Origin of the sequence: Streptomyces sp. NPDC088732, assembly GCF_044751205.1 — a bacterium.
Lineage (GTDB): Bacteria > Actinomycetota > Actinomycetes > Streptomycetales > Streptomycetaceae > Actinacidiphila.
The window spans coordinates 18863-39808 of sequence record NZ_JBIVLI010000016.1 but is presented as its reverse complement, the minus strand read 5'-3'; the positions used below and the strand labels follow the sequence as shown (position 1 = coordinate 39808).

Below are 20946 nucleotides of genomic sequence, written 5' to 3'. Positions count from 1 at the left end.
CTGGTCGGCTTCGGCGGGCTTGCCGCGTTCGGCTTGGGCCGTGTCGGCTGCGCGGGTGGTCTCGGCCTGCTCGGCCGGGGGGTTGTCGGCGTCGACGGGCTTTGCCCGAGCGGCTTGGGCCCTGGCTGTGCCGTGTTCGGCCTGAGCTTTGTCGGGTCCGCCGGTGGCCTCGGCCTGCTCGGCGTCGGCCTCTACTGCTGAGGGGGGCTCTGCCCGCTCGCCCTCGGTGCCGGCATGTTCCGGCGTGTGCTCGGGCTCGGCGGGCTTGCGGTGGTCGGCCTGGTCGGCGGCGGTCCCGGGCTGTTCGGCTGCGGCGTCGGCGGCCGGGGCCTCCTGCGCCGCGGCGGGCTTTGCCCGTGCGGCTGGTTCGGCTTCGCCGGTGGTCTCGGCCTCCTCTGCTGAGGCGGGCTCTGCCCGCTCGCCCTCGGCGGGCCCCGCGTTGGGCTTGCCGCGGTCGGCCGGCTCGGCGTCGGGGTCGCGCCGCTGGGCCGCGGCGTCGGCGGCCCCGGGCGCCTGCGCTTCGCCGGATTCCGCGGGGGCCTCGGTGCGGGTCGGGCCCGGGTCGGGGGCGGCGGCGTCGGGGACGCCTGCTGTGTCCGCGGGCACGTCCTTGTCCGTGTCCGGCGGCTGTTGAGAGCGCGTGAAGAGCGACAACCCGAAGGTCCTTCCGTGCGAGGCCCCGCTGACGGCGTGGCGGGCCGGAGTGCTGGACCGCCGCTTCTACGGTGCTGTACGCCCTCACGGGGCGCCAGGTTCAACGCCGCGGCGGGTTTTGCCTCCCCATTGCCACGCGCGGACCCATGATGTCCGCGACGGCGGTCACCCGGCGTCCGCCGCGCTCAGCGGTAGTCCTCCGGGTGGCCCTGCATCCAGTGGTTGATCCGGTCGCGGGTCCCGACCAGCAGCGCCTGGTGCTTCTTCAGGTTCTCGAACGTGACGTCGCCGTGCAGGGCGTCGCTCAGCTCCGCGGTCCACGCGAGCGGTTCGCGGAAGTGGTCGCGGCCCTGGGGGTCGGCCTTCATCGCGGCGTCGAGGCCGTCGAGTTCGTCGTGCACGCGGGTCAGGAAGTACTCGCACTCGCCCGGCGTCGTGCAGCCGCTGTGGTAGGTCGCCTGCAACGTGGCGAAGGCGTCGCGCACCATCTCCACGGGCTGGGTGGTGGGCTCCTCGGAGTCCGTGGGCGCGGGCGCGCTCGCGGACGTGGACGCGGACGCGGCGGCCTTCGGGGCGGGCGTGCCCGACCGGGCCTCGTCCGGTCCTGCGGAGCAGGAGAGCAGGAGCGCCGCGGTCGTCGCGGTGAGCAGGGCGGCGCCGAGGGGCCGCCGGATACGTGTCGTGATCACGGAGTCGATGACTCCCGAGCGCCCTCCGCGGTTGCGTTCGTACGCGAACGCCCGTCCTCCGCCGCCGTACGCGCACGGCGACCTCGCCGCCCGGAGGGGTTCACGGGCGCCGTCGCCCCGGACCGGCGCGCACTTTTCCGTCTGCCGGCCCGCCTCCGGAGGGGGTTGAGTGGTGGGGCGGCGGCGGGCGCACCCGCCCGCCGCACCGCACGCGATCCTGAAAGGCGTCCTCGCCCATGACCTTCCGTGAGCTTCACTTCGCGGGCGACCTGCCCCTCCTCCTCCCCGACGCCTGGGACGTCGCCTCGGCGCTCGCGTTCGCCGAGGCCGGGTTCCCCGCGGTGGGCACGACCAGCTTCGGGGTCGCCGCCGCCGCGGGGCACGCCGACGGGGGCCGGGCCACGAAGGACGCGACGCTCGCGCTCGTCCGCGCCCTCGCTCCGCTGCCCGTCCACGTCACCGCGGACATCGAGGACGGCTACGCCGAGGAGGTCGCGGCCGCCGCCACCGCGCTCGGCGCGCTCGGCGTGGCCGGTGTGAACCTCGAGGACAGCACGGCCGGCCGGCTGATCGCCCCGGAGGCGCACGCCCGCAAGGTCCGTGCGGTGAAGCGGCACGCACCGGAACTCTTCGTCAACGCCCGCGTGGACACGTACTGGCTGGGCCAGGAGGCCGGCCTCACCGAGACGCTGCGTCGCGCGGCGGCGTACGTCGAGGCGGGCGCGGACGGCGTCTTCGCGCCCGGCGCGACCGGTCCCGAGGAACTGCGGCGGCTGGCCGCGGAGATCCCGGTGCCGGTCAACGTCCTGGTCGTGCCCGGTCTCTCCCTCGCCGACCTGGGCGCCCTGGGCATCCGCCGGGTCAGCACCGGTTCCCTGCCGTACCGCGCCGCTATCGACGCGGCGGTCGGCACGGCGACCGCCGTCCGCGACGGCGGCCCGCTCCCCCCGGCGACGCCGTACCCGCGGATGCAGCAACGGCTCCTGCGGTACGAGGAATCCGCCCGCTGACCGCGATGCGTGGGCCGGACGGGTGAAGCCGGGTCCGGGAACGCAACCGGGGCTTCCCCGGCGGCAGTCGTGTACGGCAAGTCCGGTCGATTCCGTCCGGGATCCGAGGGGAAACACCATGAGCCTTCTCGACACTCCGCTGCGGTCGCACGACACCGTCCCCGCTCTCTCCGCCGTCGACGCCCGCTGGGTCGACTTGCACGCCGCCCTCATCGCGGCGGGCGTCCCCCCGCTGCCGGGCGACAGTTCCGCCGTCCGCGCGCTCGCCCGGAGTCTCGACGACGCCACGGTCGGCGCCGTCGTCGCCTGGATCGACAGCGCCGCCGCCACGCGGCAGGGCGGCATGCGGAGCTGCGGGTCCCGGTAGCCGGCTCCGCGACGGCGGCCGCGTAGAGTCGCCGCCGTGGACGCGACGTTGCCCGGCTTCGACGTGGCCGCCGCCCTGCGCGGAGGCATCACCGGCCGGCAGCAGGCGTGGCGGTTCGCCCGCGACTTCGCCGCCGCGTGGACGGACCGCCCGCTGCTGCCGGAGGACGGCGTCCCCGGCGCGGAACTGCACGCCGCCGAACACGAACTCGGCTTTGTGCTCCCGGCCGCCCTGCGCGAGGGGTACGCGCTGTTCGGGAGACGCGCGGACCTCACGTGCGGACAGGACCCGCTGCTCCCGCCGGGTGGGCTGTTCGTCGACGACGGCGTGCTGATCTTCCGCGTCGAGAACCAGGGCTGCGCGTTCTGGGGCATCCCCCTCGACCAGGCGGAGCGCGACGATCCCCCCGTGGTCGTGGACTCGGACGGCCGATGGCTCCCGTTCCTGGACCTGATGTCACAGGCCTGGGTCGAACTCCTCCTCAGCGAGACGCTGTTCGTCCACGACTCCCGGTACGACGCGTGCGAGCTCCCGCCGGATCTCCTCGCGGAGTTCCACGGCCGCTACGAGCGGGTCGACCTGCCCGACCACCCGATGTGGGTGGGCCCCGACGACTCGCCCCTGCGCTGGTACGCGGCCCCCGGGCTGCTGCTGCGCCGCGACGGCGTGCAGGACCACGCCTGGGTGCACGCCGGGGGCCGGACGCCCGCCGACCTCGACGCGGTCCGCGCCGCCCTGCCCGCCCGCTGGGTCGTGGGCTGACACCGGTGCGGCCGCTCTGTGACGAGGGTGTTACCGGAACTGTGGCCTCCACCACGGTCGGGGCGGCGCCCGTCCTGATGGGCTGAGCCGATGCGTACCCTTCGCCTCACTCCCCTGACCGTGCCCGCCGTGCTCGCGGGCGTCCTGGCCCTTGCGGCGTGCGACACCGAGGGGGCCGGCGCCCCGCGGGCCGGGGGGCCGTCGTGCGGACCCGAGACGGCCGCCGCCGGCGGGACGGACCCGGCCGGGGGCGAGGGGACGGGCGACGTCGACATCGTCGGCTCGGACGTCGCGTCGCCGGCCTGCGCCCCGGCGATCCGGATCACCAGCCACGAGCGGCAGCCGTTCACCTACACCGTCACCCTCAGCTTCCTCTCCGACTCCGGGGCGGCGATGATGAACACCGAGCAGACCGTTCCGGCGGTCGGTCCCGGGCGGACGGTGCGGCGGCCGGTGGATCTCGCCGCCGCCGATGCCACCGATGCCGCCGGGGCGAACTCGGGACCGGGTGCCGGCACGCTCCAGCACATCCGGGTCCTCAAGGTCCGCAGCGTTCCGGCCGACGAGGCGCCCGTGCCGTCCGGCCCCTGCCCGCCCTCCGGGGTGCGCGTCACCGCCGACCGGGGCGACGCGGCCATGGGGCTGCGCGTCGTGGGCCTCCACCTGGAGAACTGCTCCGCCGCGCCCTACCACCTCGACGGGTATCCGCAGCTCCAGCTCCTCGACGAGGGCCACCGGCCCGTCACCGGTATCAAGATCCGCCACGGCGGCTCCGGCTCCGTCGGCCCGGAGTTCGACGCCCCGCCCCGGCCCCTGTCCCTCCAGCCGGGCGAGACCGCCTCCTCCGGTCTGACCTGGCGCAACACCGTCACCTACGGCACGCCCGTCGACGCCCCCTACGTACGGGTCCGCGCCAGGCCCGGCGCGGACCCCGTGATGGTGACGCCGGAGCTCGACCTCGGCACGACCGGGAAGCTCGGCGTGAGCGCCTGGCACAAGTCCGAGGCGGACACGGCACGTTGAGCACCGGGCCCGGCCGGGCCGTCACGGGGTGCACAGCGACTGGAGCCGGACGACGGCGCCGTCCGCGTCGAAACCGAGGTCGTAGCCCGGCCAGTTGCGCGGGTTCAACGACCGGGCCTCCAGCCGCTTGACGAACTCGGCCGCAGAGCAGGAGGCGGGGATGGAGTCGTCCCCCAGCGGGACGGACAGCGGGACGGACAGCGGGACGCGGCAGTCCGGAACCGGCGCGACGGTCGGCGGGTTCTCAGGCAGTCGCATGCCGCGGCCCGCGCCCCTCCGCACGATCGGCAAAGCGGCGCCCATGGTGCTGGCCGGGCCTGCCGGTATGAAGCCGCCCAGGGCCGACCACCGGCCGTGACGGCCGCGCCGGTACGGCGAAGGCCCCGGCCGGTCCGGGGACTCGGTCGGGGCCTTGCGGTGCGCGGGGCTCAGTTCGGCGCGGGCTCCCCGCCGATCGCGCAGGCCTGGCAGGGCGGCCGCCCGCAGGTGCACTGGGTGATCGCCGCCAGCACACCGTGATCGTGGTAGAGGCATTCGTCCCGGCAGGTGTGGCGGGGGATGAAGCCGGCCTGGATCTCGCCGGGCCACGGCTCGTGGCCCTCGCGGCAGCGGGCGAACCGCTCCGGGTCGGTGGCGTGCAGCTCGCGCATCGCGGTGCGGGCCTCCTGCTCGAGCTCGCGCACCCGCGTCACCAGGGTCTTGAGCTCGGCGGCGATGCCGGCGTAGTGGTCGGCCCCGGTCCGTACATGGGCCGCCCGCAGCGCCATCGCGGCGTTGCCGAGGAAGCGGCCGGCGTCCTGGAGGTCGGTCACGTGGTGCAGCTGAATGCCCGTCACGCCCCGGACCCATACGGCGTCCATCGTCACGTCTCCACCTTTCCGGCGTTCATCGGTGATCCGCACGCCGTAGTCACCGCGTTTCTCGGGAAAGGCGGCCGGATATCGACGCTAAATGCGAGGGCGGAACCCGTCCAGGAAAAGCTCAGTGAATCGCCTCACAAGGCTGCGAAGCGCAGGTTCCGCGGCTCCCGGTGCCGGGGTCCGCGGAATGTGCGGGGGTGGTCACGCGGAGCCACGGCCGGTCGTCGAGAACAGGGCCGAAAGTCCCGGAAAACAGCGGCAAAGGGCGTCGCAGAATCCTCATGCGTCACCTTGACAACGGTGTTGCCGTGGCGTCTCCTGGAATGAGGGATCGTTCCCCGGCGGGCGTCGTGGAAATGGGCGCGCACGCCGAGGTCGGCCGAAGTGCGCCGTTTCGCGGAGGCAACTGCATGGCGACCTATGAATACGTTTGCGACCACTGCGGTCCTTTCGAGGTGAGGCTCGCGATCGGCACCGCGCCCGACGGGCACGGCTGCCCCGCGTGCGCGGGCCCGGCGCGGCGGGTCTTCTCCGCGCCCTCGCTCGCCGCGACGCCGCCGTCGTCCCGTTCCCTGAGGGAACGGGAGGAGCGGTCCCGCGAAGCCCCGGACGTCGTGTCCGCCGTGCCGTCCCGCCCGCGCCGCCGGCCGGAGCCGGCCCCGCATCCCGCGCTCTCGCGGCTGCCCCGCCCCTGACGGGGGCGGTTCCCGTCCTCACGCGTACCTGGGAGGTGCGTCCCCGTGTCGAACGTGGGACTGCTCTTCGTCGGTGCGGTCCTGTTCATGAACGGCCTGCTGCTCCTGGGAAAAGCCGACCCCAGGTCCGCGGGGGTGTTCAACCTCTTCATCGGCGCACTGCAGGTCCTCACCCCGACCTATCTCATCTTCACGGCCGGCAATGACCCGGACAAGATTCTCTCGGCGTCCGGCATCTATCTGTTCGGATTCACCTACCTCTACGTGGGCATCGTCCTGCTCACCGGCATGGACAACATCTGCGTCGGCCATTACTCGCTGTTCGTCGCGGTGGTGGCCCTGGGGTACTCGTTCGCCAATTTCCACCTTCTGAAGGACTACCCCTTCGGGGTGATCTGGCTGTACTGGTCATTCCTGTGGGGCCTGTTCTTCCTGCTGTTCGCTCTCCGGCGGACGGAACTCACCTCCTATGTGGGCTGGGTGACGGCCATCGAGGGCTGGATCACCGGAGTGATCCCCGCGGCGCTGCTGCTGTCCGGCTACTGGAAGCACACCACGGAGATCGCCATCGCCCTGGGCGCGTTCGCCGTCGTGGTGTTCGGCGCGCTGTGGCCGCTCACCCGGAAATCGCGGCAGGCCGGCCGGATCGCCCGCGAGGCGTCCTGACCGGTCCTGTCCGGGTCCTGACCGGCCTGTCCGGCCTGTCAGACCTCGATCAAGCAGAAAGACGAGGAGGGGCAGTCATGCCCGACGTAGTTTTCAGCGTCGACCAGACCAAGTCGATGCGGGAGCAGGCCACGCCAGGACACAACAGGTGGCACCCCGACATCCCGAACGTCGCCATGGTGAAGCCCGGGTCCGAGTTCCGGATGGAGTGCCGCGACTGGACCGACTGCCAGATCGGCAACAACGACTCCGCCAACGACGTCCGCGACATCGACCTGACCATCCCGCACATGCTCAGCGGCCCGATCGGCGTCGAGGGCGCGGAACCCGGCGACCTGCTCGTCGTCGACATCCTCGACCTCGGTCCCGTACCGCAGCAGACCGGCGACGCGGCCGGTCAGGGCTGGGGCTACACCGGGATCTTCGCCAAGGTCAACGGCGGCGGCTTCCTGACCGACTACTTCCCGGACGCCTACAAGGCCGTGTGGGACTTCCACGGGCAGCAGGCGGTCTCCCGGCACCTGCCCGGCATCCGCTTCACCGGCATCACCCACCCCGGGCTGTTCGGCACCGCGCCCTCCGCCGACCTGCTCGCCCGGTGGAACGCCCGCGAGAAGGCGCTGATCGAGACCGACCCGCAGCGCGTCCCGCCGCTCGCCAATCCCCCGGACGCCGCCAACGCCCTCGGCGGCACGGCCACCGGCAGCCTCGCCGCACGCATCGCGGCGGAAGGCGCCCGCACGGTGCCGGCCCGCGAGAACGGCGGCAACCACGACATCAAGAACTTCACGCGCGGCTCGCGGGTCTTCTACCCCGTGCACGTGAAGGACGCCAAGCTCTCCGGCGGCGACCTGCACTTCAGCCAGGGCGACGGGGAGATCACCTTCTGCGGCGCCATCGAGATGGGCGGCTTCATCGACTTCCACGTCGACCTGATCAAGGGCGGCATGGAGACGTACGGGATCTCCACCAACCCCGTCTTCATGCCCGGCAATGTCGAGCCGCGCTACTCGGACTTCCTGACCTTCATCGGGATCTCCGTCGACCAGGACACCGACACCAACTACTACCTCGACGCGACGATGGCGTACCGCCGTGCCTGCCTCAACGCCGTCGAGTACCTCAAGCGCTTCGGCTACAGCGGCGAGCAGGCCTACCTCCTGCTCGGCTCCGCCCCCATCGAGGGACGCATCAGCGGCATCGTCGACATCCCCAACGCGTGCTGCTCCCTGTACCTGCCGACCGCCATGTTCGACTTCGACGTCCGTCCGTCCGCCTCGGGCCCCGTGCGCGTCGACCGCGGCCGGGCGGCGCTGACGAGCACCTGACCCCCGTCACCCCCGCCACCCTTGCCGCACCGGCGGCCCACCGCCCCGGGGGCGTGGGCCGTCGGTGTTAACGCTGCGCGCGTCCGCCGGTGCCTGCCGCCGGATCGGCCTTGCCGGGCCGAGGATTCGGCGTGGTCGAGACGTTCGCCGGGGCCCGGCGGCGGTGAGCAGTGAGGGGCCGAGGATGGACAGCGCAGGACAGCCGCAGCGCAGGACGCTGCTCGCCGGCGGCCTCGTGGCCGCCGCGGGCGCGCTCACCGCGTGCTCGTCGAGCAGCAGCATCGCGCCGAGCGCGATGACGTCGTCTCCGGGCGGCCGGTCCCGGCCGGCCGGCCCGTCGGAGGCCTTCCGGCGGCTGATGGACGGCAATGAGCGCTGGGTGAACGGGAACCTCCAGCACCCCGACCGTGATCCCAGCCGGCGGCAGTTCGTCGCCATGAAGCAGGAACCCTTCGGCTCCGTCCTGTCCTGCATCGACTCCCGTGTGCCGCCCGAGCTGCTCTTCGACACCGGCCTCGGCGACCTGTTCGTGATGCGGACCGGCGGGCAGGCGGTCGGCCCCGTGGTCACCGGCTCCGTGGAGTACGGGCCGATGACCGGCGGGACCCCGCTGGTCGTCGTCCTCGGCCATCAGCGGTGCGGTGCGATCGAGGCGGCGTACAAGGCGATGCACGAGGGGACGTCGCTGCCCGGCAACCTGGAGGCGATCTCCCGGGCCCTGCGTCCCGCGTACGAGCAGACGGTCAAGGAGGGCGGTTCCGATCCGGTCGAGGCGATGACCCGCGCCCAGATCAAGATCACCGCGGATGGCCTGCGGACCAATCGCGACCTGGCGCCCCTGGTGAAGAAGGGCTCCCTCGCCGTGGTCGGCGCGTACTACTCGCTCGACACCGGGAAGGTGCAGGTCCTCACCGGCGCGCCGTCCTGACCGCGGCCGGTGCGGGCGTCAACCGCCCCGCGGGAAGGCCGTCTCCAGGGCCTTGGTGACGGTGGCGAGCGTGCCGTTCGAGGGGGCGCGCATGCAGACGGAGACCGACACCTCGAAGGGCTTGCTGTAGGGGGCCGAGCGGCCGTGGCCCCAGCCGGCGGCCCCCGTAGTGCCCCTCAGTACGCGGCAGCCCTTCCCGGCGGGGGCGGCGCCTCCCATCCGGAGCGGCGTCGTGTCGCTCGTCCCGCCCGTCCCGTCGTACCGGAAGAGCATCAGGACGCCGCCCTCGTCCAGTGACGCCAAGGGCGCGCAGTCGGCGAGCACTTGGTCGGCGGAGCCGCCGCACGCGGCGGGCGCCGGCGCGGTCAGGGGCTGCGAGGAGACGTAACCGACCTGGTTCCCCTTCGGGTCGGTGACGTCCAGCGCCTGCCAGCCGCGCGGCACCCGAAGCGTCAGGCCGGCCAGCGCGGGCAGGCGGACGGCCGTGAGTCCGGGGTCACGGGTCGCCGAGGCGGAGACCGTGGGCGCCGAGGACGCCGGAGGGGGCGGTCCCGCGGGTGTCGCACGGTCCGTCGCGGCCTGCGGCGACCCCGGTCCCGGCAGGACGACGGCCAGGGCCGCGGCGGCGGCCAGTGAGGCGGCCGTCCCGATCGCCGCGCCGCGCTGCCGCCGGCGCCGCCGGATGCGCAGCCGGACGCGGACCAGCCGGTCGGCGGGCGTGGCCGGCTGCGGCACCGTCTCCCTCAGGAGGAGCCGTACGGCCCGCTCCGCCTCGCTCCACCGCTCGTCGTCGGCCGTGGTCCGCATCCGCCTCACTCCTCTCCGCCGCTCGCAAGTGCCCACGCTCGCCTCAACCGGGCGGAGCCCCCTTTCGGTTGCCCGTGGGCTCCGCGGAGCACCTCGGGAGCGTTCATGCCGGTGTGCGCTGTGATGTGCGCCACATCGGCGGCGGAGGCTACGCCCTGCCCGGCGGTCCACCCGGTTCAGAGAGCGACGGGGCTGACCACCCCCGCTCCGAGCGTCTCCGAACGAAGTGATGGAACGACATGGCTCTCATGCTCAGGACCCGCGGCGTCTGGCCGACGGTGGCCGCGGCCGCCGCGCTGGCGCTGTCCGGGTGCTCCCAGGGCGATGGCGACCCCGCCGCCGCCTCCGCCTCCGCGGGAGCGGCGTCCGCCGCCACCACGCCGGCCGCCGCGTCGACGGCCCCTGCCGGCGGCCAGTTGGAGATCCCCGCGGACGCGGACGAGGACACCAAGCGGTCGTACATCGCGCAGAACGCCACCGCCGCCTGCATGCGCGCCAAGGGATTCACCTACACCCCGCACGTGACGGACTACGGGGCCGACGCCCTCAGCGCCGTCGACGGCCAGGACTACGCACTGGCGAAGACGTTCCGCGAGAAGTACGGCTTCGGCATCTACGCCGGAGCCGTCTACCGGGACGACCCGAACGTGTGGGGCAGCAAGGCGTACAACGACAAGCAGGAGACCAGCCCGGACGAGGCCTACCTGAACGCGCTCACCCCCACGCAGCGGAAGGCCTACGACCAGGCGATGGGCGGCGCGCGTATGGCCTCGGGCGGCAAGAAGGAGATGAGCCCGGGGTGCGTCAAGGACGCATACCTCAAGGCGTACGGGCCCGACAAGTCCCAGGCCGAGATCGACCGGCAGACCGCCGCCGACCAGGAGCAGGACCGGCAGGCGCACCAGGCCCTCGACGGCGACCCGCACCTGGTGGCGCTGGCGCAGAAGTTCGCGGGCTGCCTGCGCGGCGAGGGCATCCCGGTCACCACGACGCAGCCGACCTCCATCGGGGACATGGTGAAGTTCTCGGTGAGCGCCCAGATGCCGATGGACGGCGTGCTCAGCCTGGACAAGGGCACCGCCCTCACCAGGCTCACCCGTGAGATCGACCTCGCCAAGAAGGACCTGGCCTGCGGCAAGGACTTCCGGGCCGCGTACTTCCCCGCGCTCGCCCGGCACCCCCTCTCCGGGGTCACCGGATGAGCCCCTTCCGCGGGGGCCAGGCGAACCGCGGCAGGACCGTGGCGCTGATCGTCGGGGTGGTGACGCTCGTGGGTGCGGGCGGCTGGTTCGCGGGTTCGCAGATGCAGTCGCCCGCCGACGCGGCCGCCGCGCACCAGGCGCCGAAGGCCGGTCCGGTCACCGTCGCCGTGGTGCGGCAGAAGCTGACCGCCAGTGTGGTGACCCAGGGCAGCGTGGAGTTCGGCGCGCCGCACGCGATCTCGCTCTCCGGGCCGGTCGGTTCCCCCGACGCCTCCGGGGACGCGGCCGCCACGGCACAGCTGGTCACCAAGCTGCCGACGGAGGGCGCCACGCTGCGCGAGGGCAGTGTGCTGATGCAGGTCAGCGGCCGTCCGGTGTTCGTGCTGCGCGGCCCGGTGCCGATGTACCGCACTCTGGGCCCGGGCATGTCGGGCGACGACGTACGCCAGTTGCAGAGCGCCCTGCGCAGGCTCGGCCACGACCCGGGGGCCGTCAGCGGCAACTACCGGCAGGGCACGGCGACGGCGGTGAACCACTGGTACGAGAGCAAGGGGTACACACCGCTGGAGCCCGGGGCGGCCGACGCGTCGCGGCTCGGCGACCTTCAGGCGGCGGTGTCGCAGGCGCAACTGGCCCTGCTGTCCGCGCAGAACGGCGGCGACACCGGGTCCGGGCCCGGGTCCGACGACGCGACCCGCGCCCTGGAACTGCACGCCGCGCAGCAGCAGTTGAACCAGGCGAACGCGGCGCTCAGCGCCTTCACCGCCGGCTACGGCACGAAGGTGCCGGCGGGCGAGGTCGTCTTCCTGCCGGACCTGCCGGTACGGGTCGACAAGGTCAAGGCGCGTCTCGGGGCCGCCCCGGACGGTGAGGTCGCCACCGTGACCAGCGCCGATGTGGTCGTGCAGGCGGTCGTGCCGGGAACGGACGGGGCCGCGCTGCGCAAGGGCATGGCGGCGCGGATCGAGACGGGCGACGGCACGCGCGTGAACGGGGTCGTGTCCCGCGTCGGCGGCTCCGTCGACCCGGTCGACGACACGGAGAAGGGCGCCGGCGGCGAGGCGGACGCGGGCAGCGGTGACGGAACCGCCCCCGGCGATCCGTCCGCCCCGGTCCCGGTGGTGGTCTCGGTGCCCGATCCCGGACCGCTGCGGAACCAGTCGGGCCTCTCGGCGAAGGTGACCGTCGACGTGGGGGCCTCCAAGGGGGCCGTGCTGGTCGTGCCCCTGGCCGCGGTCCGCACGTCCGCCGACGGGCAGGCCAGGGTCGGGGTGCTGCGGGCCGGCAAGGTCGTCGATGTGCGCGTGACCGTGGGGCTGTCCGCGGCCGGGCTGGTCGCGGTGACGGCCGACGGGGGCTCGCTGGACGAGGGCGACCAGGTGGTGGTCGGCACGTGAGGCGAAAGCCCGCAGCAACGGACGCAACGGATGTACCGGACGCACCGGACGCGGACACCGTGATCCGGCTGGACGCGCTCAGCCGGGTCTTCGACTCCGAGCCGCCCGTGCACGCCCTGCGCGAGGTGGAACTGACGGTCCGCCGCGGTGAGCATCTGTCGATCGTCGGCCCCTCGGGGTCGGGGAAGTCCACGCTGCTGAACGCCCTGGGGCTGCTGGACCGGCCGACGTCGGGGAGCTACTGGCTCGACGGCGTCCTCACCAACGGACTCGGCGACCGCGAGCGGACCGCGCTGCGCGGCAGCCGCATCGGTTTCGTTTTCCAGTCCTTCCACCTGCTGCCGTACCGGACGGTGGACGAGAACGTCATGCTCGCCGAGACCTACCGGGCGCCCCGGCCGGGCCGTGAGCGCCGCACCCGGGCCGACCGCGCCCGGCGGGCCCTCACGCGGGTCGGCCTCGGGCACCGCACCGGCTTCCTGCCCGGGAGGCTGTCCGGCGGCGAACGGCAGCGGGTGGCCATCGCCCGCGCCCTGATGGGCGAGCCCGCCCTGCTGCTCTGCGACGAGCCGACGGGCAACCTCGACAGCGAGAACACCGAGTCGGTGCTGGAGCTCTTCGCCGAACTCCAGGCGCAGGGCATGACGCTGCTGGTGATCACGCACGACGAGTCCGTGAGCCGGCGCGCCGGGCGGCGGGTGCGGATCCACGACGGCCGGCTGAGTCAGGAGGGCGCATGACGACCGGCACCGGAACGGGCACCGCGGAGAAATGCTCCCGCGGCCGCCGCCGCGCGCGCCGCGCGGAGCGCCCCTGGATCGACCCGCGGGACCTGTGGTCGGAGTCACTGGCCGGTGTGCTCGCCCGCCCCGTCCGCTCCGCCCTCACCACGCTGGGCACGGTGCTCGGCATCGGCACGCTGGTGATCACCATCGGCGTGGCGTCGACGGCGGCGAACCAGATCGTCGGCCGCTTCGACGCCCTCACCGCCACCTCGGTGTCCGTCGTCGTACCCGCTCCGCCGCCGGGCTCGACCGACCCCGCGTTGGTCGGCTGGCAGGGCGTCGACGCGGTGGAGCGCCTCGCCGGAGTGGAGTCGGCCGCCGCCCTGTCGGACTCCCAGGACACCGCGAACGTCCAGGTACGGGCGAACGACGTGGTCGCCCCGGGCGAACTGAGCGGGCAGACCCTCGCCGTGGTCGCCGCCGGCCCGTCGCTGCCCGCGGCGGTGCGCGGCACGATGGCCACCGGCCGGTTCTACGACGCGGGGGACGTCGCGCGCCACGAGCGGGTGGCGGTCCTGGGCGACCAGGCGGCCCGGCTGCTCGGCATCGGCGACGTCCGGCACGCCCCCGCGGTCTTCTTCGAGGGTCAGTCGTTCACGGTGATCGGCGTCCTCGGCGGCTTCCGCCGCGAGCAGCGCCTGTCCACCTCGGTGATCCTGCCGCCCACCACGGCGGCCGACCGCATGGGCCTGAAGGACGTGACCCGCGTCCTGGTGAACACCTCGCTCGGCGCGGCCCGGCAGGTCGCCCGGCAGGCGCCGATCGCCCTCGCGCCCGGTCACGAGGACGCCCTCACCGTGGTCGCCCCGCCCGATCTGTCGAAGGCCCGCAAGGGTGTGCAGGGCGATGTCGACGGCCTGTTCCTGGTGCTCGGGCTGGTCTCGCTGGTCGTCGGCGCCATCGGTATCGCCAACGTGACCCTGGTCACGGTGATGGAACGCGTCGGCGAGATCGGCCTGCGCCGCGCCCTGGGGGCCTCCCGGCGTCAGGTGGCCGGGCAGTTCCTGGCGGAGTCGACCACCATCGGGCTGCTCGGCGGTGTCGTCGGGGCCGCCCTGGGCGTGGTCGTCGTGGTCGTCGTGGCGGCCGTGAAGCACTGGACCCCGGTGCTGGACCTGCGCCTCGCCCTCGGCGCCCCGGTCGCCGGCGCCCTGGTCGGTCTCCTGGCGGGCCTCTACCCGTCGCTGCGGGCGGCCCGGATGGAGCCCGTGGACGCCCTGCGCGCGCCCTCCTGACCGGGCCCCGGCTGCGACGCAGTCCCGTCGCTCACAGCCGGTCGGTGAAGCCGAGCAGCGCCGACGCCTCCTCCAGGGGGTCGGGGGCGGTCTCGGCCTCAGGGGCGGTCCGGCAGGTGAAACCGAGACGGGTCATGGCCCGGGTCACCTCCGCGGCCGTGAAGTCGCGGCGGTCCTGCCGGGTGATGATCTCGCCCACCTGCTTCACGGGGTACTGCCGGCGGCCGATGATCACGGACTCGCCCGTGACGGGTTCGGGCTTGACGCCCTTCATCGACGCCAGCACGCCGTTCTTGGTCAGTTCGAACGGGAAACGGGCGATGACGCAGCGCATGGTGCCTCTCAGGGGGAGGGAACGGGTCCGGGCGGAAGGGGGAAATGCCCGCGGCGGCGAACCGCACGGAGAACCGCAGGAGAATCGCCGCAAGCGGCCCGAAAGGCGGCGGAGGCGGCCGGCGCGTTCCCCGGGAGAAAGCGGTGCGGGCGGCGCGTGACAAATCCCGGCGGCGTACGGACGCGACGCCGGGGGAGAAATCCTTCGTACGGCGGGTCTGCCGGGCCGGTGAATTGCCGCTGCCGCGCCCCGACAGGCAACACGCCGGGGCCCGCACCCCTCGGTGCGGGCCCCGGCGGCGGACTGCTGCGCGGTGATCAGGCCGGAACGATGTTCTCGGCCGTCGGGCCCTTCTGGCCCTGCGCGATGTCGAAGCTCACCTTCTGGCCTTCCAGCAGCTCGCGGAAACCCTGGGCGGAGATGTTCGAGTAGTGGGCGAACACGTCCGGCCCGCCGCCGTCCTGCTCGATGAACCCGAAGCCCTTTTCCGCGTTGAACCACTTGACGGTGCCAGTAGTCATGTGACCGATCTCCTTCGGGCGGTGCCCGGAATCCGCACTGTGCGGACCCCACGTCGCTGTGATGATGACCCCGCCCGGGAAATGACCGAAATGCACGGCACTTCCACCGGCGTGGAGACCGGTGAAGGCACCGGAAGTTCTCGGGTATCACAACGGCAACTGCATTCGACGGTAGCACGGAGCGACCGGTCGTGCGCGTTGGGTGATTGCGCGCCGCCTGCCGGTGCGGAAACCCCGGATCGATTTCTCGTTCCGCGGCGGCGGACATGTGCGGCCGGCGGGACCCGCCGATGCCGTTGCACCAGGCCGTCGGGGACGGCCGGCGCGGAGGTGGGACGCCATCCGGACGTCTGTGCCCCGTCAGGGTGCGGGTCCGAGCCTATGCACCGGGCGCCCCCACCACGCATACTGGCGGCAATGACGAAGAGATCCGCGCCCCCGCGCCACCTGCCCACGAGTCCCTTCAAGGCGCCTGCCGAACCCGTCCTCAAGCACTTCGCCGTGGGGGACCGCGTCTCCCACGACCAGCACGGCCTCGGAAAGGTCATGGCCGAGGAAGCCGCGGGCGGTGCACTGCTCGTCGACTTCGGTTCCCAGCTGACCCGCATCGTCAGCCCCTACCAGGGCATGCACAAGCTCTGACCACGCGACCCCTCTCCGGTGGCCCCGAGTGCCGTGGGGCCACCTTTTCGCATGCCCCGCGGCGCCGCGCCCGGCGGTGAAACATTTCCGGGACCCCACCGCATCAATGAGGTGACAGCGGAGCCGGAGACACAGGGGCGGGCGATGGGGCAAGGGCGGGACGACGACTACGCGCAGTTCGCCGAGGCGCGCGCGGGGCACCTCTACCGTTCCGCCTGTCTGCTCACCGGCGGGGACACCCATCTCGCCGAGGACCTGGTCCAGGAGACGCTCGGCCGCCTGTACGCCGGCTGGCGACGGGTCTCCCGCGTCGGCAACCCGGCCGGGTACGCCCAGACCACCCTCACCCGCGTCTTCCTCACGCATCAGCGGCGTCGCAGCAGCAAGGAACGGGCCACGGACGTCCTTCCCGACCTCCCCGACGCGGGGGGCGCCCACCCGGACCCGCTGCTGCGGATGACGCTGGTCGAGGCCCTCGGTCAACTGCCCCCCAAGGACCGGGCCGTGGTCTTCCTGCGGTACTGGGAGGACCGCAGCATCGAGGAGACCGCCGACGTGATGGACGCCAGCTCGGCCGCGGTGCGCACGCGCTGTGTCCGCGCCCTGGCCCGTCTTCGTGTGCTGCTCGGTGACGGCATCGGCGAGTACGCCTCACCCTGACCGGCCCCGCATCTCCCGCTTCACGTCCCGACATCCCCGACATTCCGACACCCGTGCAGAAACGGCGGTTTTGCCATGCCTGTTGAAGACCCCCAGGAACCCGGCGACCACTTCGAGGAGCGGCTCGGCGCGGCCCTCTTCACTGCCAGTGGCGCCTTCGAGACCGATCGGAGCGCCCTGACCGCGGCCGGCAGGGCGCGCGGCCGCACGCTGCTGCGGCGGCGCAGGGCCGCCGTCGCGGCCGGTGTGGCGGCGGTCGCCGTCGTCGGCGTGGGCGGGTCACTGCTCGTGCCCACGGCCGGTGATGCGCACGGACAGGCGACCGTGGCCGCCCAGCGGACGGTCCCCTCCCCGCCCTCGGAGAACGACGGCGACATCTCCGCCGCCGACCTGGTCCGCACCCTCAAGGGACTGCTCCCCGCGGGGGAGGTCCGCGACGAGCAGGGGCGGGGCGTGAAGTCGCCGCTCATGCCGTACGCCCAGGTCGTGTACGACGACGGCAAGGGCGGCGGCGAGGTCTCCGTCGGGCTGAACCGCGTCGCCCCGGGAAGCGAGCGCCCCTCCTGCCCGGACCGGCTGCAGGTCCCGTACGACCTGTGCACCACCACGGAACTGGCCGACGGCTCCACGCTCATGCTCTACAAGGGGTACGAGTACCCGGACCGCCGGAAGGACACCAAGCTCTGGCAGGTCGACCTCGTCACCGCACAGGGGCAGCACATCAGCGCGATGGAGTGGAACGCCGAGGCCGAGAAGGGCGCACCGGTCACCCGGCCCGAACCGCCCCTGACCCTGGCCCAGCTGCAGAAGATCGCCACCGCCCCGGCCTGGCGCAAGGCCGTCGACGCCATTCCGCGGCCGCCCAAGCCCTCGCGGACCCCCGTCGCCCCGCCCGCGGAGGCGGACGGCGCCGCGGTCAGGCGCACCCTGATCTCCCTGGTGCCCAAGGGGATCAAGGTGGTCGAGAAGGGCAGCCCGCAGGACGGGTTCGCGGACCTCGTGCTCGACGACGGGAAGGGGAGGAGCCTCGTCCAGATCAACGTGCAGTCGAACATGTCCGACGTCGAGGACGAGCTCTTCGGTGCCGGCGCCGAGACCCTGCCCGACGGCACGAAGGTCGTGACGCATCAGGGACCCGGCGAGAAGGGCGGCTCGGGGGTCGTCATGTGGACCGTCGACACGATCAGGCCCGACGGCCGGCGGGTGGTGATCAGCGCCTTCAACTCCGAGCGCCAGTCCTCCGCCGCCACCCGGGCCACCCCGGCGCTCACGATCAAGCAGCTCAAGGCGATCGCCACCAGCCCCCTGTGGAACGAGTTCAGCTGAACACCTGAGGGCGCGACCGCGGCCGCGGCGGCCGTTCCGGCGGGAATCCGGAACGGCCGCTCGCCGGCACTCAGTCCCGGGCGGCGGCCGCCCGCTCCCGTGCGGCGTCCGTGCCCCAGCTCGCAATCAGGCCCAGTGCCTCCCGCGACGCGGAGCCGGGCTCGGCGTGATAGGTCGACAGCGACTGCTCCTGATCGTCCGGCAACGCGAACGACTCGTAGCGCAGGGTGAGTTCACCCGCCAGCGGATGCAGCAGCCGCATGCTGCCGTGCGACTTCCGTTTGACGTCGTGGGCCGCCCACAGCCTCCGGAAGTCCTCGCTCCTCAGGGAGAGCTCCCCGATCAGCCCCGCGAGCAGCGGATCGTCCGCGTGCAGGCCGGCGTCGAGTCTCAGCTGCCCGACCACGTCCGAGGCCTTGGACTCCCAGTCGGCGAAGAGCCGCCTGGCCGCCGGGTCGAGGAAGGTGATCCGGGCCCAGTTCCGCTCCTGCGGGTCCCGCGCCGCCCAGTCGCCGAAGAGGGCGGACGCCGTGCCGTTCCAGGCCAGCACGTCGGTGCGGCGGCCCCAGACGTACGCGGGGACGCCCTCCAGCGCCGCCAGCAGCTGCACCAGCGCGGGCCGCACCTGCTGGCGCCGGGCCGCGGGCCGCTGGTTGCGGTGCCTGGGTTTGGCGAGGTGCAGCAGATGGTCGTGCTCCGCGTCGGAGAGCCGCAGCGCACGGGAGATCGCGTCCAGCACCTCCACCGAGACATTGTGGCCGTTGCCCTGTTCCAGGCGCGTGTAGTACGCCACGGAGACACCCGCGAGCTGTGCCAGCTCCTCCCGCCGCAGGCCCGGCACCCGGCGCCGGCCGTACTCGGCGAGCCCCACGTCGGCCGGCTTCAGCCGGGCCCTGCGGGTGCGCAGGAACTCGTTGAGCTCCGCCCGCGGGTCGAGCCGCGACTCCCCGCCGCCGTGCGCGTACCCGGCGGCCGGCGCGGCTGCCGGGTCGGTACGGGGTTCCGGGCGGGTGGCCATGCCCCCCAGTATCGCGCCGGCGCCAGGGCGGAGCCTGTCCCTGCCGGTGGTAGGCACACGAGACGTAGGCGGAGCGGGGATCTGGGTAAGCCCGCACGTCCGGAGCAGCCTGAACGCGTTCCCGGGGAAACCGCCCGGGGCCACCGGGCCGGGCACCGGAGGTCCGCGAGGACCGCCGCCGCCCCGGCCCGCGTGCCGCCGCCGACCCCGACGTCCACCGCGGGCCGTACCGGGTCACCCACAGCTCATGGACAGAACGAATGACGCAGACGACCACCCCCTCAGCCACCCCCGTCCGCGGGCGGGACCGCCTTCCGGACGCGGCCCTGTTCGGCCTCTTCCTCAGCGGTTTCGTCGGCATCCTCACCGAGTGCCTGCCCGCCGGCCTGCTGCCGGAGATCAGCGGCACGCTGCACACGAGCGTCTCGCTCACCGGCCAGACCGTGACGATCTACGCCGCCGCCACCGCGATCGGCGCGATCCCGCTGACGCGGGCCACGTCGCACTGGCCGCGCAAGAACGTGCTGCAACTCGCGCTCGCCACCGTCGCCGTCACCAACGCCCTCACCGCCGTGTCCGGCGACTACGCGCTGACCCTGGTGATCCGCTTCGTCGCCGGCCTGGGCACCGGCCTCATCTGGCCGCTCCTCGGCGGCTACGCCGCCCGGCTCGCGCCCGAGGGACGGCAGGGCCGGGCCATCGCCATCGCCCTGGCCGGGACGCCGGTGTCCCTGGCCCTGGGCATCCCCGTGGGAACCTGGCTGGGCGGCCTCGGCGGCTGGCAGATCGCCTTCCACGCGTCCGCCGCGCTGACCGCGCTGACCATGGTGTGGATCCTGGTGACACTGCCCAACCTGGACGGCCGGCCGGCGGACGAACGGCTGAGGATCTCCCGGGTCCTGGTCATCCCCGGGCTGCGCGTCATCCTGTTCGCGCTCGCCGCGTACATGATCGCGCACAACATCCTCTACACCTACATCACCGACTTCCTCCGGCACCTGGGCATGGGCGGCCAGACGGGCTGGGTGCTGTTCGCCTTCGGCCTCACGTCCATCCTGACCGTGATCGTGGTCGGCACCCACATCGACCGCCACCTGCGCAGGCTCGTCGTGGGCAGCACCGCGCTCCTCGGGGTCGCCGTGCTCGTGCTGGCCGTGTTCTCCGGTCTGCCCGTCCTGGTCTATGCGGCCGCCGCGGCTTGGGGTCTGGCGTTCGGCAGTTCCCCGAGTCTGTTCATCGGGGCCGTGATCAACGCGACGGGGGAGGCCGCGGACGTCGCCCAGTCGATCGCCATCACGGTCTTCTCCGCGTCCATCGCGCTCGGCGGCCTCATCGGCGGCCTCCTGGTCGCGAACCTGGGCGCCGCCTCGATCACCTGGGCGTCACTGGCGCTCCTGGTCGCCGCCGCGGCGGCCGTCGTCGGGGGCAAGCGGCACGCCTTCCCCGCGGCCGCCTGACGACGCTCGGACCCCGGTCCGGGCGCAGAGAACCCCCGTGCGGTCGGCCCGGGGGTTCTCGCGGGGCCGCCTTCTCCGCTAATCGGTCGCAGCCGGTTCCGCGGCTATCGCGAGTTCGACGAGCGGGGCGTCCTTCTTCGGAAGGGTCAACTCGTGAGTGCCGTCAGCCGTGGAAAGCTCGAAGAACCCCATCCTGTTGTTGAGGGGCACCTTCTTTTCGAGCGGCACGAGCCGGAAGGGACCGTTCAGCAGGGTCTCGTTCCCGGTGCGGCGCTCCCGCCAGATCATGGGCCGACCCTGGGCGACGAACAGGCTGCCGATCTTCAGGCGCTCGATCTGCTTCCCCTTGCCCACCGAGATGAGCGCCACCCCGCCGATGGTCCTGCTCAGCGAGGCCACCTCGAAGACCTGGCCCTTCGCGAGGTCCGCGGCGTCCTTTTCCGGAGTGCGGCGCCTGACAAAGGTCAAAGCGAGGAGAAAGTCGGAGGAGTTCTTGGTGCCCGAAGCCCTGCGGGCACTCCTGGTCGTGATCACCGCGCCGATTTTGGCAGTGCGGACCCTGGTCAACAAGCCCTTCGCC

General features: G+C 73.1%; 24 protein-coding genes and 1 pseudogene. 16 read left to right on the top strand and 9 right to left on the bottom strand.

Going from position 1 to position 20946, the window contains the following annotated elements; genetic code table 11:
* A pseudogene (locus tag ACIP9H_RS25915) lies at positions 1-606 on the bottom strand (hypothetical protein); the annotation flags it as partial.
* Positions 607-839: 233 nt separating this feature from the next.
* The gene (locus ACIP9H_RS25910) at positions 840-1343 is read right to left on the bottom strand and encodes a hypothetical protein (protein ID WP_401588737.1); all 504 of its coding nucleotides are present in this window, start codon (positions 1341-1343) and stop codon (positions 840-842) included.
* Between the two features lie 236 nt (positions 1344-1579).
* Between ACIP9H_RS25910 and ACIP9H_RS25905 the strand changes: the two genes are divergently transcribed.
* From ACIP9H_RS25905 to ACIP9H_RS25890, 4 genes are all read left to right on the top strand, one after another.
* A complete protein-coding gene (locus tag ACIP9H_RS25905) occupies positions 1580-2353 on the top strand; it encodes an isocitrate lyase/phosphoenolpyruvate mutase family protein (RefSeq protein ID WP_401588740.1) in 774 nt (257 codons plus the stop codon).
* A gap of 118 nt (positions 2354-2471) precedes the next feature.
* Positions 2472-2720, top strand: a complete 249-nt coding sequence (locus ACIP9H_RS25900) for a hypothetical protein (protein WP_401588743.1) — start codon at positions 2472-2474, stop codon at positions 2718-2720.
* Between the two features lie 36 nt (positions 2721-2756).
* Positions 2757-3482 (top strand): SMI1/KNR4 family protein, encoded by a 726-nt coding sequence (locus tag ACIP9H_RS25895; protein ID WP_401588745.1) that lies wholly within the window; start codon positions 2757-2759, stop codon positions 3480-3482.
* A 90-nt stretch (positions 3483-3572) separates the two neighbouring features.
* Positions 3573-4505 (top strand): DUF4232 domain-containing protein, encoded by a 933-nt coding sequence (locus tag ACIP9H_RS25890; RefSeq protein WP_401588747.1) that lies wholly within the window; start codon positions 3573-3575, stop codon positions 4503-4505.
* Positions 4506-4526: 21 nt separating this feature from the next.
* Here ACIP9H_RS25890 and ACIP9H_RS25885 read toward each other — a convergent pair whose 3' ends face one another.
* A complete protein-coding gene (locus ACIP9H_RS25885) occupies positions 4527-4763 on the bottom strand; it encodes a hypothetical protein (RefSeq protein ID WP_401588750.1) in 237 nt (78 codons plus the stop codon).
* Positions 4764-4933: 170 nt separating this feature from the next.
* Positions 4934-5365, bottom strand: coding sequence for a hypothetical protein (locus ACIP9H_RS25880; RefSeq protein ID WP_360905149.1), 432 nt, complete (start codon positions 5363-5365; stop codon positions 4934-4936).
* Between the two features lie 410 nt (positions 5366-5775).
* Here ACIP9H_RS25880 and ACIP9H_RS25875 point away from each other — a divergent pair, with 410 nt between their 5' ends.
* From ACIP9H_RS25875 to ACIP9H_RS25860, 4 genes are all read left to right on the top strand, one after another.
* On the top strand, positions 5776-6060 hold the full coding sequence (locus tag ACIP9H_RS25875) for an FmdB family zinc ribbon protein (protein ID WP_401588753.1): 285 nt from the start codon (positions 5776-5778) through the stop codon (positions 6058-6060).
* A 45-nt stretch (positions 6061-6105) separates the two neighbouring features.
* A complete protein-coding gene (locus ACIP9H_RS25870) occupies positions 6106-6726 on the top strand; it encodes an AmiS/UreI family transporter (RefSeq protein WP_401588756.1) in 621 nt (206 codons plus the stop codon).
* Positions 6727-6803: 77 nt separating this feature from the next.
* The gene (fmdA, locus tag ACIP9H_RS25865) at positions 6804-8054 is read left to right on the top strand and encodes a formamidase (protein ID WP_401588759.1); all 1251 of its coding nucleotides are present in this window, start codon (positions 6804-6806) and stop codon (positions 8052-8054) included.
* 184 nt (positions 8055-8238) lie between these two features.
* Positions 8239-8982, top strand: coding sequence for a carbonic anhydrase (locus tag ACIP9H_RS25860; RefSeq protein WP_401588762.1), 744 nt, complete (start codon positions 8239-8241; stop codon positions 8980-8982).
* A gap of 18 nt (positions 8983-9000) precedes the next feature.
* Here the strand turns inward: ACIP9H_RS25860 and ACIP9H_RS25855 are convergent, their stop codons facing one another.
* Complete coding sequence (locus tag ACIP9H_RS25855; protein ID WP_401588764.1) at positions 9001-9789, bottom strand: hypothetical protein; 789 nt, start codon at positions 9787-9789, stop codon at positions 9001-9003.
* 239 nt (positions 9790-10028) lie between these two features.
* Here ACIP9H_RS25855 and ACIP9H_RS25850 point away from each other — a divergent pair, with 239 nt between their 5' ends.
* The 4 genes from ACIP9H_RS25850 to ACIP9H_RS25835 are packed head-to-tail and all read left to right on the top strand — an operon-like array spanning position 10029 to position 14408.
* Complete coding sequence (locus ACIP9H_RS25850) at positions 10029-10991, top strand: hypothetical protein (protein WP_401588767.1); 963 nt, start codon at positions 10029-10031, stop codon at positions 10989-10991.
* Entirely contained in the window at positions 10988-12388 is a 1401-nt protein-coding gene (locus ACIP9H_RS25845; protein ID WP_401588770.1) for a peptidoglycan-binding protein, read from the top strand. Before ACIP9H_RS25850 ends, ACIP9H_RS25845 begins: the two co-directional genes overlap by 4 nt.
* Positions 12385-13128, top strand: coding sequence for an ABC transporter ATP-binding protein (locus ACIP9H_RS25840; RefSeq protein WP_401588773.1), 744 nt, complete (start codon positions 12385-12387; stop codon positions 13126-13128). The genes ACIP9H_RS25845 and ACIP9H_RS25840 overlap by 4 nt, the downstream gene beginning before the upstream one ends.
* Positions 13125-14408 (top strand): ABC transporter permease, encoded by a 1284-nt coding sequence (locus ACIP9H_RS25835; RefSeq protein WP_401588775.1) that lies wholly within the window; start codon positions 13125-13127, stop codon positions 14406-14408. The genes ACIP9H_RS25840 and ACIP9H_RS25835 overlap by 4 nt, the downstream gene beginning before the upstream one ends.
* Before the next feature lie 31 nt (positions 14409-14439).
* Here the strand turns inward: ACIP9H_RS25835 and ACIP9H_RS25830 are convergent, their stop codons facing one another.
* Complete coding sequence (locus ACIP9H_RS25830) at positions 14440-14742, bottom strand: SCO5918 family protein (RefSeq protein WP_401588778.1); 303 nt, start codon at positions 14740-14742, stop codon at positions 14440-14442.
* A 317-nt stretch (positions 14743-15059) separates the two neighbouring features.
* Positions 15060-15263: a cold-shock protein gene (locus ACIP9H_RS25825; RefSeq protein WP_360905096.1), complete on the bottom strand. Its 204-nt coding sequence runs from the start codon at positions 15261-15263 to the stop codon at positions 15060-15062.
* A 417-nt stretch (positions 15264-15680) separates the two neighbouring features.
* Between ACIP9H_RS25825 and ACIP9H_RS25820 the strand changes: the two genes are divergently transcribed.
* From ACIP9H_RS25820 to ACIP9H_RS25810, 3 genes are all read left to right on the top strand, one after another.
* The gene (locus tag ACIP9H_RS25820; protein ID WP_401588781.1) at positions 15681-15905 is read left to right on the top strand and encodes a hypothetical protein; all 225 of its coding nucleotides are present in this window, start codon (positions 15681-15683) and stop codon (positions 15903-15905) included.
* A 144-nt stretch (positions 15906-16049) separates the two neighbouring features.
* A complete protein-coding gene (locus ACIP9H_RS25815) occupies positions 16050-16565 on the top strand; it encodes a SigE family RNA polymerase sigma factor (protein ID WP_401588784.1) in 516 nt (171 codons plus the stop codon).
* A gap of 75 nt (positions 16566-16640) precedes the next feature.
* Positions 16641-17891: a hypothetical protein gene (locus ACIP9H_RS25810; RefSeq protein WP_401588787.1), complete on the top strand. Its 1251-nt coding sequence runs from the start codon at positions 16641-16643 to the stop codon at positions 17889-17891.
* A 70-nt stretch (positions 17892-17961) separates the two neighbouring features.
* On the opposite strand, the gene ACIP9H_RS25805 is transcribed toward ACIP9H_RS25810, so the two are convergent.
* The gene (locus ACIP9H_RS25805; RefSeq protein WP_401588790.1) at positions 17962-18909 is read right to left on the bottom strand and encodes a helix-turn-helix domain-containing protein; all 948 of its coding nucleotides are present in this window, start codon (positions 18907-18909) and stop codon (positions 17962-17964) included.
* 260 nt (positions 18910-19169) lie between these two features.
* Here ACIP9H_RS25805 and ACIP9H_RS25800 point away from each other — a divergent pair, with 260 nt between their 5' ends.
* Entirely contained in the window at positions 19170-20366 is a 1197-nt protein-coding gene (locus tag ACIP9H_RS25800) for an MFS transporter (protein ID WP_401588793.1), read from the top strand.
* A 78-nt stretch (positions 20367-20444) separates the two neighbouring features.
* Here the strand turns inward: ACIP9H_RS25800 and ACIP9H_RS25795 are convergent, their stop codons facing one another.
* Complete coding sequence (locus tag ACIP9H_RS25795; protein WP_401588796.1) at positions 20445-20900, bottom strand: hypothetical protein; 456 nt, start codon at positions 20898-20900, stop codon at positions 20445-20447.
* Between the last annotated feature and the right edge of the window lie 46 nt (positions 20901-20946).

Excerpts from the sequence above, each read along its gene's own strand:
- ACIP9H_RS25900 (WP_401588743.1), top strand. The coding sequence starts at position 2,472 with ATGAGCCTTCTCGACACTCCGCTGCGGTCGCACGACACCGTCCCCGCT.
- ACIP9H_RS25850 (WP_401588767.1), top strand. The coding sequence starts at position 10,029 with ATGGCTCTCATGCTCAGGACCCGCGGCGTCTGGCCGACGGTGGCCGCG.
- ACIP9H_RS25830 (WP_401588778.1), bottom strand. The coding sequence starts at position 14,742 with ATGCGCTGCGTCATCGCCCGTTTCCCGTTCGAACTGACCAAGAACGGC.
- ACIP9H_RS25820 (WP_401588781.1), top strand. The coding sequence starts at position 15,681 with ATGACGAAGAGATCCGCGCCCCCGCGCCACCTGCCCACGAGTCCCTTC.
- ACIP9H_RS25845 (WP_401588770.1), top strand. The coding sequence starts at position 10,988 with ATGAGCCCCTTCCGCGGGGGCCAGGCGAACCGCGGCAGGACCGTGGCG.
- ACIP9H_RS25855 (WP_401588764.1), bottom strand. The coding sequence starts at position 9,789 with ATGCGGACCACGGCCGACGACGAGCGGTGGAGCGAGGCGGAGCGGGCC.
- ACIP9H_RS25800 (WP_401588793.1), top strand. The coding sequence starts at position 19,170 with ATGACGCAGACGACCACCCCCTCAGCCACCCCCGTCCGCGGGCGGGAC.
- ACIP9H_RS25880 (WP_360905149.1), bottom strand. The coding sequence starts at position 5,365 with ATGGACGCCGTATGGGTCCGGGGCGTGACGGGCATTCAGCTGCACCAC.
- ACIP9H_RS25860 (WP_401588762.1), top strand. The coding sequence starts at position 8,239 with ATGGACAGCGCAGGACAGCCGCAGCGCAGGACGCTGCTCGCCGGCGGC.
- ACIP9H_RS25905 (WP_401588740.1), top strand. The coding sequence starts at position 1,580 with ATGACCTTCCGTGAGCTTCACTTCGCGGGCGACCTGCCCCTCCTCCTC.
- ACIP9H_RS25805 (WP_401588790.1), bottom strand. The coding sequence starts at position 18,909 with ATGGCCACCCGCCCGGAACCCCGTACCGACCCGGCAGCCGCGCCGGCC.
- ACIP9H_RS25825 (WP_360905096.1), bottom strand. The coding sequence starts at position 15,263 with ATGACTACTGGCACCGTCAAGTGGTTCAACGCGGAAAAGGGCTTCGGG.
- ACIP9H_RS25835 (WP_401588775.1), top strand. The coding sequence starts at position 13,125 with ATGACGACCGGCACCGGAACGGGCACCGCGGAGAAATGCTCCCGCGGC.
- fmdA (WP_401588759.1), top strand. The coding sequence starts at position 6,804 with ATGCCCGACGTAGTTTTCAGCGTCGACCAGACCAAGTCGATGCGGGAG.
- ACIP9H_RS25815 (WP_401588784.1), top strand. The coding sequence starts at position 16,050 with ATGGGGCAAGGGCGGGACGACGACTACGCGCAGTTCGCCGAGGCGCGC.
- ACIP9H_RS25890 (WP_401588747.1), top strand. The coding sequence starts at position 3,573 with ATGCGTACCCTTCGCCTCACTCCCCTGACCGTGCCCGCCGTGCTCGCG.
- ACIP9H_RS25810 (WP_401588787.1), top strand. The coding sequence starts at position 16,641 with ATGCCTGTTGAAGACCCCCAGGAACCCGGCGACCACTTCGAGGAGCGG.
- ACIP9H_RS25875 (WP_401588753.1), top strand. The coding sequence starts at position 5,776 with ATGGCGACCTATGAATACGTTTGCGACCACTGCGGTCCTTTCGAGGTG.
- ACIP9H_RS25885 (WP_401588750.1), bottom strand. The coding sequence starts at position 4,763 with ATGCGACTGCCTGAGAACCCGCCGACCGTCGCGCCGGTTCCGGACTGC.